Source organism: Aminobacter sp. MSH1 (assembly GCF_003071665.1).
GTDB classification, from domain to species: domain Bacteria; phylum Pseudomonadota; class Alphaproteobacteria; order Rhizobiales; family Rhizobiaceae; genus Aminobacter; species Aminobacter niigataensis.
This window is the reverse complement of the sequence record NZ_CP026265.1, coordinates 3,801,078-3,819,146: the sequence shown is the minus strand read 5'-3', so window position 1 is coordinate 3,819,146 and position 18,069 is coordinate 3,801,078. Positions and strand designations below refer to the sequence as shown.

Annotated in this window: 12 protein-coding genes; 8 read left to right on the top strand and 4 right to left on the bottom strand. The window is 63.1% G+C overall.

What is annotated here, in order from left to right:
- The first annotated feature begins 65 nt into the window (after window positions 1–65).
- The 3 genes from CO731_RS18870 (at window position 66) to CO731_RS18860 (ending at window position 5,845) form a co-directional block, all read left to right on the top strand.
- Window positions 66–2,849: a valine--tRNA ligase gene (locus tag CO731_RS18870; protein ID WP_108608327.1), complete on the top strand. Its 2,784-nt coding sequence runs from the start codon at window positions 66–68 to the stop codon at window positions 2,847–2,849.
- Window positions 2,850–3,214: 365 nt separating this feature from the next.
- Complete coding sequence (locus tag CO731_RS18865; RefSeq protein ID WP_108608326.1) at window positions 3,215–4,312, top strand: outer membrane protein transport protein; 1,098 nt, start codon at window positions 3,215–3,217, stop codon at window positions 4,310–4,312.
- Between the two features lie 714 nt (window positions 4,313–5,026).
- Window positions 5,027–5,845 carry a tetratricopeptide repeat protein gene (locus CO731_RS18860; RefSeq protein WP_108609923.1) on the top strand — a complete coding sequence of 273 codons (819 nt, stop codon included), beginning with the start codon at window positions 5,027–5,029 and terminating at the stop codon, window positions 5,843–5,845.
- 115 nt (window positions 5,846–5,960) lie between these two features.
- Here CO731_RS18860 and xth read toward each other — a convergent pair whose 3' ends face one another.
- Window positions 5,961–6,752 (bottom strand): exodeoxyribonuclease III, encoded by a 792-nt coding sequence (gene xth, locus CO731_RS18855; RefSeq protein WP_108608325.1) that lies wholly within the window; start codon window positions 6,750–6,752, stop codon window positions 5,961–5,963.
- 138 nt (window positions 6,753–6,890) lie between these two features.
- On the opposite strand from xth, the gene CO731_RS18850 reads away from it, so the two are divergent.
- Window positions 6,891–8,375, top strand: a complete 1,485-nt coding sequence (locus CO731_RS18850) for a nucleobase:cation symporter-2 family protein (RefSeq protein ID WP_108608324.1) — start codon at window positions 6,891–6,893, stop codon at window positions 8,373–8,375.
- An 83-nt stretch (window positions 8,376–8,458) separates the two neighbouring features.
- On the opposite strand, the gene CO731_RS18845 is transcribed toward CO731_RS18850, so the two are convergent.
- The 3 genes from CO731_RS18845 to erpA form a co-directional block, all read right to left on the bottom strand.
- Complete coding sequence (locus CO731_RS18845; protein WP_108608323.1) at window positions 8,459–9,643, bottom strand: DUF4375 domain-containing protein; 1,185 nt, start codon at window positions 9,641–9,643, stop codon at window positions 8,459–8,461.
- A 77-nt stretch (window positions 9,644–9,720) separates the two neighbouring features.
- Window positions 9,721–10,101: a VOC family protein gene (locus tag CO731_RS18840; protein WP_108608322.1), complete on the bottom strand. Its 381-nt coding sequence runs from the start codon at window positions 10,099–10,101 to the stop codon at window positions 9,721–9,723.
- A gap of 2 nt (window positions 10,102–10,103) precedes the next feature.
- Complete coding sequence (gene erpA / locus CO731_RS18835; RefSeq protein WP_108608321.1) at window positions 10,104–10,451, bottom strand: iron-sulfur cluster insertion protein ErpA; 348 nt, start codon at window positions 10,449–10,451, stop codon at window positions 10,104–10,106.
- 71 nt (window positions 10,452–10,522) lie between these two features.
- On the opposite strand from erpA, the gene CO731_RS18830 reads away from it, so the two are divergent.
- The 4 genes from CO731_RS18830 (at window position 10,523) to nagZ (ending at window position 18,050) form a co-directional block, all read left to right on the top strand.
- A complete protein-coding gene (locus CO731_RS18830; protein WP_108608320.1) occupies window positions 10,523–11,743 on the top strand; it encodes a deoxyguanosinetriphosphate triphosphohydrolase in 1,221 nt (406 codons plus the stop codon).
- A 61-nt stretch (window positions 11,744–11,804) separates the two neighbouring features.
- Window positions 11,805–13,562, top strand: coding sequence for an arginine--tRNA ligase (argS, locus tag CO731_RS18825; protein WP_108608319.1), 1,758 nt, complete (start codon window positions 11,805–11,807; stop codon window positions 13,560–13,562).
- 106 nt (window positions 13,563–13,668) lie between these two features.
- Window positions 13,669–16,914, top strand: a complete 3,246-nt coding sequence (locus tag CO731_RS18820) for an SPOR domain-containing protein (protein ID WP_108608318.1) — start codon at window positions 13,669–13,671, stop codon at window positions 16,912–16,914.
- Between the two features lie 116 nt (window positions 16,915–17,030).
- A complete protein-coding gene (gene nagZ / locus CO731_RS18815; RefSeq protein ID WP_108608317.1) occupies window positions 17,031–18,050 on the top strand; it encodes a beta-N-acetylhexosaminidase in 1,020 nt (339 codons plus the stop codon).
- Window positions 18,051–18,069 lie beyond the last annotated feature (19 nt).

Here is an 18,069-nt window from a genome sequence, read left to right as displayed (position 1 = left end):
ACTTGCCCCCACCCATCCGATTTACACCGGACCAGCAAAATCCGGACCAAACGGAACCAATTCCGATGCTTGAGAAGACCTACGACGCCAAATCAGTCGAACCCAAGATTGCCAAGGCCTGGGAAGACGCCGATGCCTTCAAGGCCGGCGCGGGTGCTGCCGAGGGCGCGGAGCCGTTCACCATCGTCATCCCGCCGCCCAACGTAACCGGCTCGCTGCACATGGGCCACGCGCTCAACAATACCCTGCAGGACATCCTCGTGCGCTTCGAGCGCATGCGCGGCAAGAACGTGCTGTGGCAGCCGGGCATGGACCATGCCGGCATCGCCACCCAGATGGTGGTCGAGCGCAAGCTGATGGAAAAGCAGATCCATCGCCGCGACCTGACGCGCGAGCAGTTCGTCGACAAGGTCTGGGAGTGGAAGGACGAATCCGGCGGCATGATCTTCAACCAGCTGAAGCGGCTGGGTGCCTCCTGCGACTGGTCGCGCGAGCGCTTCACCATGGACGAGGGCCTGTCCAAGGCGGTCATCGAGGTGTTCGTCACGCTGCACAAGCAGGGCCTGATCTACAAGGACAAGCGCCTTGTGAACTGGGACCCCAAGCTGCTGACGGCGATCTCCGACCTCGAGGTCGAGCAGCACGAGGTCAACGGCAACCTCTGGCACTTCCGCTATCCGGTCGAGGGCGAGGTCTACGATCCGGAGAACCCGAGCACCTACATCACGGTTGCGACCACAAGGCCCGAGACGATGCTGGGCGATACGGCTGTCGCCGTTCATCCCGACGACAAGCGTTATGCGCATCTCGTCGGCAGGAACGTCGTGTTGCCGATCGTCGGCCGCAAGATTCCCGTTGTCGCCGACGAATACTCCGATCCGGAAAAGGGTTCGGGCGCGGTCAAGATCACGCCGGCGCACGACTTCAACGACTTCGAGGTCGGCAAGCGGAACAATCTGCCGGCGATCAACATCCTGACCGTCGAGGCCAGCATCAACATCGTCGACAATGACGAGTTCCTCGAAGGCCTCGAGCGTAGCGACATGCGCGACGGCGTCTGGACTCAGCTTCACGGCCTCGACCGCTTCGCGGCGCGCAAGCTGGTGGTCCAGATCATGGAAGAGGGCGGTTTCCTCGACAAGATCGAGCCGCACAAGCACATGGTGCCGCATGGCGACCGTGGCGGCGTGCCGATCGAGCCGTATCTGACCGACCAGTGGTGGGTCAACGCTGCCGAGATGGCGAAGCCCGCCATACGCAGCGTGCGCGAGGGCCGCACCAACTTCGTGCCCAAGAACTGGGAAAAGACCTATTTCGACTGGATGGAAAACATCCAGCCCTGGTGCGTTTCGCGCCAGCTGTGGTGGGGACACCAGATCCCGGCCTGGTATGGCCCGGACGGCCACGTCTTCGTCGAGCGCACCGAAGAAGAGGCGCTCGATGCGGCGGTCCAGCACTATCTCGCCCTTGACGGGCCGTGGAAGGCCTGGGTTGAGGAGCAGCTTGAGAATTTCGAGCCCGGCAAAATCCTGACCCGCGACGAGGACGTGCTCGACACATGGTTCTCGTCGGCACTGTGGCCGTTCTCGACGCTCGGCTGGCCCGACAAGACGCCCGAACTCGATACCTACTACCAGACCGACGTTCTGGTGACCGGCTTCGACATTATCTTCTTCTGGGTCGCCCGGATGATGATGATGGGCCTGCATTTCATGGACGAGGAGCCGTTCCACACGGTCTATGTCCATGCGCTGGTTCGCGACAAGAGCGGCCAGAAGATGTCGAAGTCGAAGGGCAACGTCATCGATCCCATCGAACTGGTCGACGAGTACGGCGCCGACGCGCTGCGCTTCACGCTTGCGATCATGGCTGCGCAAGGCCGCGACGTGAAGCTCGATCCGGCCCGCATTGCCGGCTACCGCAACTTCGGCACCAAGCTGTGGAACGCCACGCGTTTTGCCGAGATGAACGGCGTGGCGCGCAACGACGAGTTCTGGCTCAACGATGCCAAGCTCACGGTGAACCGCTGGATCCTGACCGAACTCACCCGCGCCACGCGCGAGGTGACGGCGTCGATCACCACCTACCGCTTCAACGAAGCGGCGGGCGCGGCCTACCGCTTTGTCTGGAACACCTTCTGCGACTGGTATCTGGAACTGCTGAAGCCGATCTTCATGGGCGAGGACGAGGCGGCTAAGGCCGAAAGCCAGGCAGTCGCGGCGTTCGTGCTGGACGAGATCTATAAGATGCTGCATCCGATGATGCCGTTCATGACCGAGGAGCTGTGGGCGCACACGGCGGGCGAGGGCAAGGAGCGGCCGTCGCTGCTGTGCCATGCTGCCTGGCCCTCGCCCGACTTCGAGGACGGAGCCTCAGCGGCCGAGATCAACTGGCTGGTCGACCTGGTCAGCGGCATCCGCTCGGTGCGCTCGGAGATGAACGTGCCGCCGGCGGCGATCGCGCCGCTGGTCTTTGTCGGCGCCAACGACGAGACGCTTGAGCGCCTGAAGCGTCACCAGTCGGCGATCGCGCGCCTGGCCCGTGTCGGCGAGATCACCCATGAGGCGGCAGCGCCCAAGGGCGCGGCCCAGATCGTCGCCGGCGAGGCCACCGCCTGCCTGCCGCTCGGCAGCCTGATCGACCTGACGGCCGAAGCTGCGCGGCTGCAGAAGGAATTGGCCAAGACCACCGAGGAGATCGCCCGGCTGCACAAGAAGCTGTCGAACGAAAAATTCGTCGCTTCCGCGCCCGAGGAGATTGTCGCAGCCGAGCGCGAAAAGCTCGAGGACTATCGCCAGACACAGGAAAAGCTCGACACCGCGCTGTCACGGGTTCGCGACGCCGGCTGACGATTCGAGGCTGAAATCCTGCCGCGGAATGACGCTGCGGCAGGAGCGTCTTTGGCTGCCGGAACAGGCGTGCCGCGGCGTAAATTGTGGTCGATGTAACCGTTTTGCGCCTGATTGTTGCCATAATGTAACAAGGCGCTGATATACCCGCAAAAACGCCGATTTCCGGATCGGGTTCTCCGGATTTTCCTGGAAATCTTTCCGGTGGAAGAGCGAAATCACCAAAATTGACGTTTGCGTAAGCGGAAGGTCAGCGGCGATGGCCGAACCTGACCGTAGCGCCGCCGCGTTTGCAAAAAATCAATGTTGCGTGATCAGAATGAAATCGGTCAATTCTCATCGCGAGCATTCGGGAGAGGACACAAATGAACATTTCGCGTCTCACAAAAGCGCTGCTGGGGGCAACGGCGCTGACGATCGTGGCGGCAAGCACGGCTCAGGCAGGCGGGTTTTCGCGCGGTACGGCCGATACGGATATTTTGTACGAGCAGGGCAACTTCAATCTGCGCACCAGTATGACGGTGGTTAGTCCGCATCGCGAATTTACGAAGAACAATTATCCGGATGGCACAGGTTACGATTACTCCGACACCTATGTAGTTCCGTCGGCGGCGGTGAAGTTCAAGATATTCGACGAGCTTTCATGCGCAGGCACGGTGAGCATGCCCTATGGCGGCGGTGTGACCTATGGCGCTGGTGGCAATGGAACGCTCCTGAAGCGCGAAGAAGACTTCACCGTCATGGAGTATGGGGCTACCTGTGCGTTCCAGTACGAACTTGGCAACGGACGCATTTCGGTGCTGGGCGGTGCTTTCATCGAAAGCGTCGACTACAATCTTGTCGGGTCCAACGGCGGAGTTACGGTCGATCTGAAGGATCAGGGGTTGGGCTGGCGAGCCGGCATTGCCTATGAAATCCCGGAAATTGCCCTTCGCGCGCAACTGATGTACCGCTCTGCAACGAGTGTGTCAGCTGAAGGCACCACCAACGGCCTTCCAGTCGCACAAGGGTTTGCAGAGCTTCCGCAAAGCGTGGAGCTCAAGGTTCAAAGTGGCATTGCGCCGGGCTGGCTAGCCTATGGCAGCATCAAATGGACGGATTGGTCAGTCAACGAGGAACTGCGTCTCGTGCTGTTCCCCGGTGTCAACCGCATCGATACCTACAACTGGCAGGACGGGTGGACCGTCACCGGTGGCATTGGTCACTCGTTTAGTGACTCTATAGCCGGTACGGTCTTTGCTACCTGGGATCGCGGCGTCAGCACTGGCTGGGATCTTCACACTGATACCTACACCATCGGCACGGGCATCTCGCTCAAAGACAAGATTGGCGGTGAACTGCGCGCGGGCGCGGGCGTGAGTTACCTCACGGCGGGCGAAGAAACTCAGTATGGCGCCGCAAACCGTGCTGTCGGTAACGATTGGGCCTTCGCCTTTTCCGGCGGCTACTCGGTCAAGTGGTAACAACCACCTCCTAAACCTCCAAAAGCCGGGCCTCGTGCCCGGCTTTTTTGTTGCCCAGCGTCCGTTTGCGTTTCGGAAACCATGGCGCGGCAAGTCGGCAACAGTTGTGACGATTCGGCAACACTTTTGCATCAAGCTTTCGGCTAAGAAACCAAGCGGGGCAATTGCCCATTTCCCGCCATAAACCCGGCGCACCCCGGATAGGTCTTCGGACCAGAACCCGGGATGCCCGTGACGGGACATCGGACGACAAGTGCAAGGGGCCGCAATGCTGCGGCAGGAACAGGAATGAACGCCAAGGCGATCTTCAAGGCCAAGCTGCCCAGCCGTCAGACGACGGCAGCGTCGGCGCATGCGCCTGCCTGTTCTTTGCCTGCGAGATTTCGCGCCGTGCGTGGAAGTAGTCTTGATGTCGTCGGCGCCCGGACCAAGCCTGCACAGCATGTGCGCGATCGCGGTTGCTTGCAGGGATTTGGCCGTACTTTAGTCGAAAACAGCGCGCATCTTCACGTTATCGATGTTCAGGACATGGCGCGCCCGGCCGAACGGATCGGCATGACGCAGTCCGGTGTCGAACTCGCGGAGAGGGCGAAAGAATGGAAGCCGTGCCCGACTGCTCAGCGGTCGGGAACGATCTCGAATTGTGCCGAAACCGCCCCGTCGGGCAGCAATGGCACGGTCACCCACCCAGGTGGGCGGAAGAAACGCACTGCTATGCGCATATCTGAGTTGGTAAGAGCATCAGCCTATTCTGCGCTTGTCGCGGCTTCCCTGTTGGGCGCCGCCGGCGAGGCGCAGGCGTTCGACGACAAGGTCTTCGACGACAAGACCGGCGTGAAGCCGGAGTCGAGCCCGTGGGCGGTGTTCCAGTTCGGTTTCTCCGCCTACAAGAGCGGCCACAAGGACCAGGCTGTCGAGGCCTATCGCTACGCTGCCGAAAACGGCCAGATCGGCGCCACCTGGAAGCTCGCCCGCATGTATGCCGAAGGCGATGGCGTGGCCCAGAACGACTACGAAGCCTTTAAGTTCTTCAGTGAGATCGCCGAGCAGGACGTCGAGCCCGGTTCGCCCGAGGAGAGCTATGTCTCCGACGCGCTGGTGGCGCTCGGCGGCTACATGAAGCATGGCATCCCCGGCAGCCCGGTGTCGGCCAATCCGGTCGCAGCGCAGGAATACTACATGCGCGCCGCGGCCAACTACCGCAATCCCAATGCCCAGTTCGAAATGGGCAAGATGTTCCTCAAGGGCGATGGCGGCGTGAAGGCCAGCGTCAGGCAGGCCGGCCGCTGGCTGCAGCTTGCCGCTGAGAAGGGCCATGCGGGTGCTCAGGCGACGCTCGGCAATCTGCTTTTCGAGAGCGGCAAGGTGGTCCGTGGCCTCGCCATGATGACGGCAGCCCTCGAGCGCGCCCAGCCTGCCGACCAGCCCTGGATCAGGGGCATGCAGGAAGAGGCTTTCGCGCTCGCCGACGAATCCGACCGCCGCACCGCGATTTCGCTGGCCGAAGACATCCTGACCAAGGGCAACCAGTAGGCCTAGCTGCCAGGCGCGCCGAGCACGTGGAAAGCCAGGCCTCCCACGTTTCGTCTCCCAGCATTGAACTGACTGCTCCTGCCGCCGAATACCTGCCGGCTCTGGCGGGCTTGCCTCAGGCGGCCACGAGATTGAGGTCGATCGCCACCGGCACGTGGTCCGACGGCTTTTCCCACGCACGCACATGCTTTTCGATCGACGCGGAAGTGAAGCGGTTGGCTGCCTCCGGCGACAACAGCAGGTGGTCGATGCGGATGCCGTTGTTCTTCTGCCAGGCGCCGGCCTGGTAATCCCAGAAGGTATAGACGTCGGGCTGGTCGGTGACCGAGCGCACCGCCTCGGTGAAGCCGAGGTTTTCGAGCCGCCGGAAGGCCTGCCGCGTCTCGGGCTGATACAGCGCGTCGCCCAGCCACAGCTCGATGTTGCGGGCGTCGATCGCCTCGGGAATGACGTTGTAGTCGCCGGCAAGTACCAGCGCCTCTTCGAGCGCCAGCCGCTCGGCCGCCCAGCGTTCCAGCCTTGCCATCCATGAGAGCTTGTAGGGGAATTTTTCGGTGCCGACGGGATTGCCGTTGGGCAGATAGAGCGAAACCACGCGCAAGGCGCCCTTGTCGGTCGAGAACACACCTTCGATGAAGCGCGCCTGCTCGTCGGAATCATCTCCCGGCAGGCCGCGATTGACTTCGTCGAACGGCAGCTTCGAAAGTATAGCGACGCCGTTGAAGCCCTTCTGGCCATGTGTTTCGACGTTATAGCCGAGTGCCTCGATCTCGAAGCGGGGAAATCCTTCGTCGACAGTCTTTATTTCCTGGAGGCATACGATGTCGGGCGCGCTTTCCTTGAGCCAATGCAACAGGTTGTCGATGCGGGCTCTGACGCCGTTGATGTTCCAGGTCACGATCTTCATGAATTTCACGCGATTATTTCAAATAAATCTTGATAGCCGAATGGCTCGATACAGACGATCCTGCACCATCCCTCGGGAGAAGGGAACCGGTCCTCTTCGGCATTCTTCGGACCGGCTGGCAAAAGGGGAACAAATGCCATGTCCAACAGTCCGCATCCTGTGGACGAGGTGCTACCGGCGCCTCGTCTAACCGCGCTTGGCATCCAGCATGTGCTGGTCATGTATGCCGGTGCAATCGCAGTGCCGCTCATCATCGGGCGTGCGCTCAAGCTCGACCCGGAGCAGGTCGCCTTCCTGATCTCGGCCGATCTGTTCGTCTGCGGCGTCGTCACCATTATCCAGTCCTTCGGCGCGACCCAGTGGTTCGGTATCAAGCTGCCGGTCATGATGGGCGTCACCTTCGCCGCCGTCGGCCCGATGGTTGCCATGGCCAACGCCAACCAGGGGCCCGATGGTGCCCGCATGATCTTCGGCGCGATCATTGGCGCCGGTATTGTCGCACTTCTCATTGCACCGCTTGTCAGCCGCATGCTGCGCTTCTTTCCGCCTGTCGTGACCGGCACGATCATCGTGGTGATCGGCGCATCGCTGATGCGCATCGGCATCAACTGGATCTTCGGCAATCCGTTCGGCCCGACCGCGCCAAAGCTGGTTTCGCCCGAACATGCCGAATGGCTGAAGACGGTGACCGAGATGGCCGCCGCCACCGGCTCGACCATTCCGCCGCTGCCCGAAAAGCTCGGGCTTGCAGCGTCGGTGTCTAACCCGGCCTATGCGCCGCTGACCAATGTCGGCATCTCGGCAGTTGTCCTTTTGTCGATCCTGGCGATCGCCAGGTTCGGCAAGGGCTTCATGGCCAACATCGCCGTGCTGCTCGGCATCGTCATCGGCGGCGTCATCACGGCGGCGCTCGGCATGATGAGTTTCGACAAGGTGGCGTCCGCCGGCTGGTTCGAACTGGTCACGCCGCTGCGCTTCGGCATGCCGATCTTTGAGCCGATCCTGATCATCACCATGGTGCTGGTGATGATCGTGGTGATGATCGAATCGACGGGCATGTTCCTCGCGCTTGGCGACATGACCGGCAAGAAGGTGACCCAGCCGATGCTCTCGGCCGGCCTGCGTACCGACGGTCTCGGCACCATCATCGGCGGCCTGTTCAACACGTTCCCGTATACGAGCTTCTCGCAGAATGTCGGTCTTGTCGGCGTTACCGGCGTCAAGAGCCGCTTCGTCTGCGTGGCCGGCGGCGTGATCCTGATCATCCTCGGCCTGGTGCCGAAGATGGGCGCCCTGGTCGAGGCGCTGCCGACCTTCGTGCTCGGCGGGGCTGGGCTGGTGATGTTCGGCATGGTGGCGGCGACGGGTATCCGCATCCTTGCCAATGTCGACTTCAAGACCAACCGCAACAACCTGTTCGTGGTGGCGGTCTCTGTCGGGTTCGGCATGATCCCGCTGGTGGCGCCCGACTTCAAGATGTGGATGCCGCATGGCATCCACCCGCTGATCGAGTCGGGCATCCTGCTCGCTTCGGTTTCGGCGGTGGTGCTCAACGCCTTTTTCAACGGCACCAAGGAAAATGAAGCCGAAATCCGCGAAGCGGCGATGGCTTCGGAGGCGTAACAAAAGGGCAATCGCGGCGGGTCTGATCGTGCAAGGTCAGACCCGCCGACATTTCCGTCTTGCCGCGGGCCGCGGCAAGCGGGTCAGCGCTCCTGCAACGCCTCGGCATGGCTTGCGGCTTCACGCAGCGGCAGCGGGCCGTACCTTTCGCCACTGGCGCTGCCGGCAAGGACGAATCCCCGCGGCGACTCGACGAGAGCAAAACTCTCCTCGGCGATGACGATCCAGAAGACCGGATTTGGAATGTCGGCTGTCGCGCCCTGCACAGACATGACCGCATCGTCGACAAGAGGCCGGGCACGCCGCAGCAGAAGGTCACCCGCGGCGGCTACCGGCATCCTCGTCGCATATCGGATCACAGCCTCGACAGCAGGGCCTTGCACGGTTCCCAGCAACGCGCCGGCAGCGGGCGGCCGATAGTTTCCGAGAGGGTCGCCATGTCCCTCCACGTATTCGTAGAGCCGCGCTCCAGCGTCGTCCACCACGGCAAAGCGCATGCCGCCATCGGTGTCGACGACCCAGGCTTTCTCTTGTCTGCCATGGATATCTGTTAGGTATCCGCCACAAATCCCGGTCAGCGCCTCCGGCGTCCCGACGGCTGCCGCAGCAAGCGCCACGGCTGCGTGCAGCGGATCCGTCACCGAGTGGTGGAAGCGCGCGATACGGGCGGCAGAAAGGCGTTTGCCTCGCCTTGGGTTGGCAAGGATGAGAGCTTGCATCTCGGCTTCATAGAATCCGTCTTCGACCTTTCGCAATCCGGGCCATCGCGAAACCCACTCGGCAGCACGCCGGGAGATCGGGTCTGCCTTCTCGGCGGCGTAAAGCCGGTCGTCGAGCTTGTCCAAGGCTGGTGCGCGGCCGCCGGAAAATCCGGTCTGCTCCCTTGCAGCTACCGGGTTCGCGTCGAACCAGGCAATCATCTCCTGCAACAGTGCTGCCTGTGTGGTCGCGCCCATCGCAAGCAGACCCGAAAGCGCGTCGGCGAAGATGTGCGGTGCTTTTCGGTCGCTGTTGTGGATGAACTGGCTGTGCCCGCCATTGTTGACCTGTGCCAGATAGAAATCTGCGTGGTAGGCCTGCAAAGCGACGTGGGGCAGTTCGTGGCGATGGTACAGGCCGTGGTCGAAAAGGCTGTTGACGTAGTTGACGACCGCCTGAACGATGTCGTCGTCGCAATATTTGGACTGTTCGAAAGCAGAGGATGGCAAGATGACTTGCATCGGTGGATTGCCTGAAGGCGGTTGCTTGCGTTTGCCGAATATGAACATGGCTATCTACCAGGTCTCCGATCGATGCTTCCGCGATGCTCGAAGATACTGGCAAAGAACAGTCAATTTTTGGTTGTTTACGTCCGCCTTTCCACCAGCCCGATCGTATTGCCGGCTGGGTCCTTCAGGAAAGCCATCCATTCGCATTCGCCGGCCGGGCCGAATTCGCCCGCGGCATCGCGATGGACCAGCGTCGGCGCCGTGGTGAAGGCGACGCCGTTGTCGGATGCGGTTTCGTAGAAGGAGTCCAAGTCGGCGATGTCGAGATAGACGGTCGCCTGCGGCACGCCACCGGTGAAGAACAGCCTGACATTGCCGGCGATGATGAAGGCAATGCCGGGCGGGTCGTAGCGGGCATGCACGGGCAGGCCGAAAACGTCGAGCCAGAAGCCGAGCGTGTCGTCGATGTCGCGGCCGGCGGAGAGCGCAACCTGGCGGAGCGCTCCGACCCGGCGCATGGCTAGATGGAGAAGCTGGTGCCGCAGCCGCAGCCGGCGACCGCGTTGGGATTCTTGATCTGGAACGACTGGCCCATCAGGTCGTCGACGAAGTCGACCACCGAGCCGCCCATATAGACCAGCGACAGGTCGTCGACGAGCAGCGTCGCGCCATCGCGTTCGATGGCGACGTCGTCGTCGTTGCGGCCGTCGACGAGATCGAACTTGTAGGAAAAGCCGGAGCAGCCGCCACCTTCGACCGAGATGCGCAGCGCGATCTTGCCTGGATCGCTGGCGACGATCTTGGCAATCCGCTTCGCAGCGGCTTCGGTCATGTCGACCTTCATGGCAGTCTTGGCATCAGCGCCCATCGGCGTCACCTTGCTTTCGGTTTCTTATGATAGGTATGAAGCCACCTGGGGCAAGTCAACAGGTGGGGAGTATGGCAGGCGAGCGGCAACTTGGCGATATCGGCTTCGGCTACCGGCCACGCGCGGCCTATGCCTGCGATCCTGCGCGTTCGCGGGGCCGCCTGTTCGACGAGGTCGAGAGCCCGACGCGCACGCCGTTCCAGCGTGACCGCGACCGCATCATCCATTCGACCGCCTTCCGCCGCCTCAAGCACAAGACCCAGGTATTCGTCGCCCATGAAGGCGATCATTACCGCACCCGGCTGACCCATACGATCGAGGTGGCGCAGATCGCCCGCGCTTTGGCCCGTGCCCTGCGCTGCGACGAGGATCTCGCCGAGGCGATCGCCCTGGTCCATGATTTCGGGCATACGCCATTCGGCCACACCGGCGAGGACGCGCTGAACGAGAAGATGGCGACCTGGGGCGGCTTCGATCACAACGCCCAGTCGCTGCGCGTGGTGACGCGGCTCGAGAGCCGCTATGCCGAGTTCGACGGGCTCAACCTGACCTGGGAGACGCTGGAGGGGCTGGTCAAGCACAACGGTCCGCTGACCGACGCCACCGGCAAGGGCCTGAAAGGGCCGGTGCCTCAAGCGATCCGCGACTATTCCGAGTTGCACGACCTCGAACTCGACCGCTTCGCCAGCCTCGAAGCGCAATGCGCGGCGATCGCCGACGACATCGCCTACAACACCCATGACATCGACGATGGCCTGCGTGCGGGCTTGTTGACGCTCGACATGCTCGACGAGGTGGGCCTGCCGGCTTCGATCCTGCGCGGTGTGCGCGAGCGCTATCCTGCACTCGATGCGGTGCGCACCGGCCACGAACTGATGCGCCGCCAGATCACCATGTTTGTCGAGGACGTCATTTCGACAGCTTCCGCAAAGATCACGCTTGTGGCACCGCAAAGCGCCGACGAGGTCAGGTCAGCCGGCGCGGCGATGGTGACCTTTTCCGACGAGATGGCGGCGTCCGAAAAGGAGCTCAAGGCCTTTCTCTACCGCTACATGTACCGGCATTCGGAGGTGATGCGGGTGCGGGCCAATGCTGACCGGATCGTCAAGGAGCTGTTTGACGCCTACTACGCCGATCCGCGTGCCATGCCGGAGGGCTGGCGTGAGGGGCTCGATCGGGCCGAGGACCGCATCAAGGCCCGCGCTGTCGCCGATTTCCTGGCCGGCATGACTGACACCTACGCGGTCAAGGAACACCGGCGTTTGTTTGACCATACGCCCGATTTGGTTTAGGCCGGGCGCAATTTCCGGCTATTTTGCCGGTTGCCACGCAATGCCACCCAGAGCCGAGCACATGAATATTTTCGCCGATTTCAGCGAGCGGATCACCAAAGCCGTCGAAGCGCTTGAATTGACTCCCAAAGATGGCGGCGCGCTCGACCTGACGCGCATTGCCGTTGAGCCGCCACGCGACGCCACCCATGGCGATCTGGCGACCAATGCGGCGATGGTGCTGGCCAAGCCGACGGGGCAGAACCCGCGCGTGCTGGCCGAACGGCTGGTCGCCGAACTCGCCAAGGACGCCGACGTGGTCAAGGCCGAGGTTGCCGGCCCGGGTTTCGTCAACCTCAAGCTCAAGGACGCGTTCTGGCACAAGCATCTGGCCGATCTGCTGTCGCGCGGCGCCGAATACGGCCGCTCTGGCTTCGGCAACAACAAGCGGGTCAACGTCGAATACGTTTCGGCCAATCCGACCGGGCCGATGCATGTCGGCCACTGCCGCGGCGCGGTGGTCGGCGATGCACTTGCCAACATCCTCGGCTTTGCCGGCTATGACGTGACCAAGGAATACTACATCAACGACGCCGGCGTGCAGATCGACGTGCTCGGTCGCTCGGTGATGCTGCGTTATCGCGAGGCATTGGGCGACGAGATCGGCGAGATTCCGGCCGGGCTTTACCCGGGCGACTATCTCGTGCCGGTCGGCCAGGACCTCGCCAAGGAGTTTGGCCGCGACCTCCTGCAGAAGCCCGAGGACGAGGCGCTTGCCATCATCAAGGACCGGACCATCGACGCCATGATGGTGATGATCCGCGAAGACCTGGCGCTGCTCAACGTCCGCCATGAGGTGTTCTTCTCCGAGCGCACGCTGCACGCCGACAACGCCAAGGCGATCCGCTCGGCGATCAGCGACCTGACGCTGAAGGGCCACATCTACAAGGGCAAGCTGCCGCCGCCTAAGGGCGAGAAGCCGGATGACTGGGAAGACCGCGAGCAGACCTTGTTCCGCTCGACCGAGGTTGGCGACGACATGGACCGGCCGCTGGTCAAGTCGGACGGTGCATTCACCTATTTCGCCGCCGACGTCGCCTATCTCAAGGACAAGGTCGATCGCGGTTTCGAGGAACTGGTGTTCGTGCTCGGCGCCGATCATGGCGGTTACGTCAAGCGCATGGAAGCGCTGGCGCGCGCGGTTACCGACGGTGCCGTGAAGCTCGACGTGCTGCTCTGCCAGTTGGTCAAGCTGTTCCGCGACGGCGAGCCGGTGCGCATGTCCAAGCGGGCAGGGGAGTTCATCACCTTGCGCGAAGTGGTCGAGGAAGTCGGCCGCGACGCAATCCGCTTCATGATGCTCTACCGCAAGAGCGATGCGCCGCTCGATTTCGATTTCGCCAAGGTCACCGAGCAGTCGAAAGACAACCCGGTTTTCTACGTGCAGTATGCTTCGGCGCGCTGCCACTCGGTGTTCCGGCAGGCGAAGGAACAGCTCAGCGTAGCAGAGTTCGCACGTGCAGGCCTGATCGGGCGAGTCGAACGGCTTGCCGACGAAGGCGAGATCGCGCTCGTCAAGAAGCTTGCCGAGTATCCGCGCCTGATCGAATCCGCTGCCCAGTCGATGGAGCCGCACAGGCTGGCATTCTACCTCTACGATCTCGCCAGCACCTTCCACGGACACTGGAATCGCGGCACGGACAACCCCGACTTACGGTTTGTTAAGGTTAACGATCCAGAATTGACCCATGCCAGACTCGGGCTGGTGCAGGCTGTTTCGGACGTCTTGACGTCGGGCCTGGCGTTGATCGGGGCGGATGCGCCGACCGAAATGCGCTAGGTTAACAGAGGCTTTCTGTCACCTTTTGCCCACATTGCGCTGGTAAGGGCCAACCTTACGCGACGTTCATGGCGTCCGAAAAAAGTGCGAGAGTTCGGGAAAAAGAATGGCAGACAGACCCCAGCTGAAGATCGCCGATAAGAACGATTTCGCCGATGAAGATCCGTTCGCCGAGCTGACGAGGATCATGGGCTTCGATCCGCGCCAGCCTGTGGTGCGCCAGGATGTTGGTGCGCCCGCTGCTCGTGTCGAGCCGGCGATGGACGACGATTTCGGCATCGACCTGGAAAAGGAATTGCTTGGCGAACTGGCCGGCGACGATCTGGTGGCAGCACCGGAGCGTGACGCGCCCGCGGCCTATGTTCAGGTTGACGCGCCGTCCGCCTACGCGCCCGTCGAGGCTGGTTTCGAACAGTCTGGCTATGGCCGCGCGCAGGAACCGGAATTCGTCTCCGATGCTTCGTTCGACGATGCCGTTGCCGCATCCTTCGAGCAGGAGTTTTCGCTCGAGGACGAATTGCTGCGCCCTGAAGACCAGGCCTCTGCGGTCGAGCCGGCCTATGCCGTTGAGCCCGCTTTCGCCGCCGAGCCGGCTTATGCAGTGGAGCCGACTTTCGCGGTTGAACCAGCCTATGCGCCCGTGGCCGATGTCGCGGCCGAAGCGGAGTTCGACGATGCCGTCGCCGCCTCCCTCGACGAACATTTCACGCTCGAAGAGCTGCCGATCGAGGAGACTGCCGCCCAGGTCGAGGCGCCGATTGCCTACCAGGCTCCCCTCGAAACCGATCTCGATGCCGAATTCGATATCGCCCTTGCCGATGTCGACATGGATTTTGCTGCCCATGATGGTGCGGACTATGTTGCTGATGGTGCGGACTATGCTGCCGGGAGCGAGGCCGACGATCAGCTGACGCTTGGCGAATATCAGCCGGCCGAGGCTGAAATTGCTTTCTCCCACGAGGACTTGGTCGAAGAACAGCAAGCAGTGGCGGCCCCCGTCGCCAAGGCCCAGGACTACGACGAGGTCGAGCGTCGCTTGCAGGACGCCCTGCGCGACGAAGAGCCTGCCTACGAGCCTGCTGTCGCTCAGGAGCCGGCCTATGACCCCGAGGTTGCACCGGCGGCCGCCGTCGCAGAAGACACCAGCCTCGAGGACGAGCTGAACGCGCTGCTCGGAACCATGAGCAGCCAGGCCAAGGCCCTTTCCGAGCCTGCACCGCTTCGCGTCGAAGAGTCTGCTTCCGTCGAACCGGAGCCGGCGTTCACCAGTTCATTCTGGGCGCCCGAGCAGCCCGCCGAAATCGAGCCGCAGTCGGTTGAAGACGCCGACTATGCGACGTCCTACGCCGATGACGCTCAGCAGATCGAGGATTTCGCAGCCACGGATGATGCGGCTGCTGTCGCATCCGATGCCGGCTACACCGAGCCCAGCTATGACCAGCAGGCCGACGTCGATGTCAATTTCGACGACGACGCCTTCGACATGGCTTTCGAACGCAGCGTGGCAACGGCTGCGACCGAAGCCGTCGCGCCTGCCGTAATCGCGCCTGCAGCTATCGCTGCGGCAGCAGATCGGCCGCTTGCTGCTTCGCGCTACGAGCAGGCCCGCAGTTGGGGTCTGGGCACACCAGTGGCTCCGCGTGCATCGACGCCTGTCGCCGAGACGCAGCCGAGCTATCAGCCCGAGACCTATGCTGCGCCCGCGGAAGCCTATGCTCCTGCGGAAGCCTTTGCGCCGACGGCCGAGCCCGAGCCCTACGTGCAGCAGGCCGAGCCGGCCGCCGACGTTGCCGACGATCTCGAAGCCGAATTGTTCGCCGCCGTTTCGTCCTTCGACGATGCGCCAGACGTGGAGACAGTGGACGTGCCGGAGAAGGCCGTCGCGCTTGCCGACGATCTCGACATTCCCGAACTGTCCTTCGAAGACGATGCGCCGCCGGCGCCGGCCTACGATGATCTCGACAGCGAATTCACGAATCTCATGAACGAGATGAATGCTCCCGAGGCAAGCAAGCCGTCGGTTTCGTCGAGCTACGAGCCCAATCCTTATGCCAGCGGGTTCGATCGCAAGACGCTGCGCGATGGCGATGCGTCGCAGCCGATCGAATTTCCCTCGGAGGCAATTGCAGCTGCTGCTACCGCCGGCGCGGCCGCCATGTATGCCGGGCGCCAGTCACAGGCGCAGCAGGGCGACGATCGACTGACCGGATTTGACCTTGGTGGCATGCACCAGGGACGCGGTTCCGCGCCGCGCGAGCAGGCACCGGTTGACGACTTCGACTACGATCCGGATTTCGACGAAGCCATGGAAGCGCTGCCCGGCTCGCCGGCCGCAGCCCGTCCGGCCCGTCGCGGCCTGATGATCGCCGCCATCGTCGGTGCGGTCGCCGTTGTCGGCGGCATCGGCGCCTGGGGACTGTCCTTCGGCGGCAGCGAAGACGCTGGGGCGCCTGTCATCGTCAAGGCTGACGGGACGCCGATCAAGGTCAAGCCGGAAAATCCGGGCGGCATGACCGTGCCGAACCAGGACAACAAGGTCTACGACCGTGTCGCAGGCGGTGCCGCCAACGGTGCGCCGGCGCAGGAAAAGCTGGTCACCAACACGGAAGAGCCGATCGACGTGGTGGCGCAGGACGCCGAGGCACGCGCCAACGACACCCCGCCGCTGGATGCGGACGAGACTGCCGATGCGCCGCTGCCGAAGGCAGAGGATCGCGTCGCGCAGGCGGCTCAGGCCGACCAGCCCGACGCCAGCACCGAGACTGCCGCTGTCGCACCGCGCAAGGTTCGTACCATGGTGGTGAGGCCTGACGGGACGCTGGTGCCGCGCGAAGATCCGGCACCTGCTGCCGTGGCCGCAGCCGAGCCGAACGATCCGGCGCCGCAGCGCGTTGCCGAGCCGGCCAGCGAGGCCACCGGCACGGTGCCTTCGCAGCCCGCGCTTGCGCCGGTTGCCAACACCCAGGCAGCTGCCCAGTCGGCAAATACGCCTGCTTCGGCTCCGATCGCGCCGCAGCGTCCTTCTGAACAGCCCGTCAACGTCGTCGGCGAGGTCAAGCCGGATCAGGTTGCGGCCCTCGCACCGTCGGCCCCGACCGCAGCAGCCTCGGGCGCATGGGCGATGCAGATCGCCTCGCAGCCGAGCGAAGCCGCGGCCAAGTCGACTTATGCCGATCTGGCGCGCCGCTACGGCAGCGTGCTCAGCGGCCGCGAGGTCAGCATCGTCAAGGCCGAGATCGCCGGCAAGGGCACCTTCTGGCGCGTCCGCGTGCCGGCCGGCACCCGCAACGACGCGGTTAGCCTGTGCGAGAGCTACAAGGCTGCAGGCGGCAACTGCTTCGTCTCGAAGTAGGCTTGCGACTTCCAACCGGCAAACGGCGCGGCATCTGCTGCGCCGTTTTTCGTTTCCGGCTCGCCCGCAGATTGCAGCCGATTCTATCTCACCCAAAAAGGCGCTAAGCTCCTGACATGACCGAATCAAAGTCCATCATCCTTGGCTGCGCAGGCCTGTCGCTCACCGCTGAAGAGATTGCCTTCTATCGCCGGGAGCAGCCGTGGGGCTTCATCCTCTTTGCCCGCAACGTCAAGGAGCCGGAGCAGATCCGCGATCTCGTCGCCGCCATGCGTGACAGCGTCGGTCGTCCGGACGCCCCTGTCTTCATCGACCAGGAGGGTGGGCGCGTGCAGCGCCTGCGCCCGCCGCTGGCGCCGAACTATCCCGCAGGCGGCGCGCTTGGCGCGCTCTATCGCAGCGACCGCGAGGCGGGCCTGAGGGCAACGTGGCTGCTCGCCCGCCTGCATGCCTTCGATCTCGCCCGCTACGGCATCACTGCCGACTGCCTCCCGGTGCTGGATGTTCCGGTCGAGGGCGCCAGCGACGTCATCGGCGCGCGTGCCTACGGCAAGGACCCCGAGAGCGTTACGGCACTCGGCCGCGCCGCTGCCGAGGGGCTGCTTTCAGGCGGCATCCTGCCGGTCATGAAGCACATTCCAGGCCATGGCCGCGCCTTTGCCGATACCCATTTCGAATTGCCGACGGTGGACACGCCGCTCGACCAGCTGCGCGCGCACGACTTCGCGCCGTTCAAGGCGCTGAACCACCTGCCGATCGCCATGACCGCGCATGTCATCTTCAGCGCCGTCGATCCGTCAGCACCTGCGACGACGTCGCGCAAGGTCATCGAGGAGATCGTGCGCGGCGAGATCGGCTTCGACGGTCTCCTGGTCAGCGACGACACCTCGATGAAGGCACTTTCTGGGGATTTCCCTTCAAAGTCGGCGGCGATCCTTGCGGCGGGCGTCGATCTTGTCCTTCATTGCAACGGGGTGATGGAGGAGATGGAGGGCATCGCCTCGCGGGCGACGGCACTTTCCGGGAAGTCGCTTGAGCGCGCTGAAAAGGCCCTTGCCGCGGTCAAGGCGGGCGACGGCCACGATGAAGCGTCGCTTCGGGCGGAATTCGGACAATATTTCGAGGCAGTTGCATAGCCTCTCAAGGAGAAGGCAC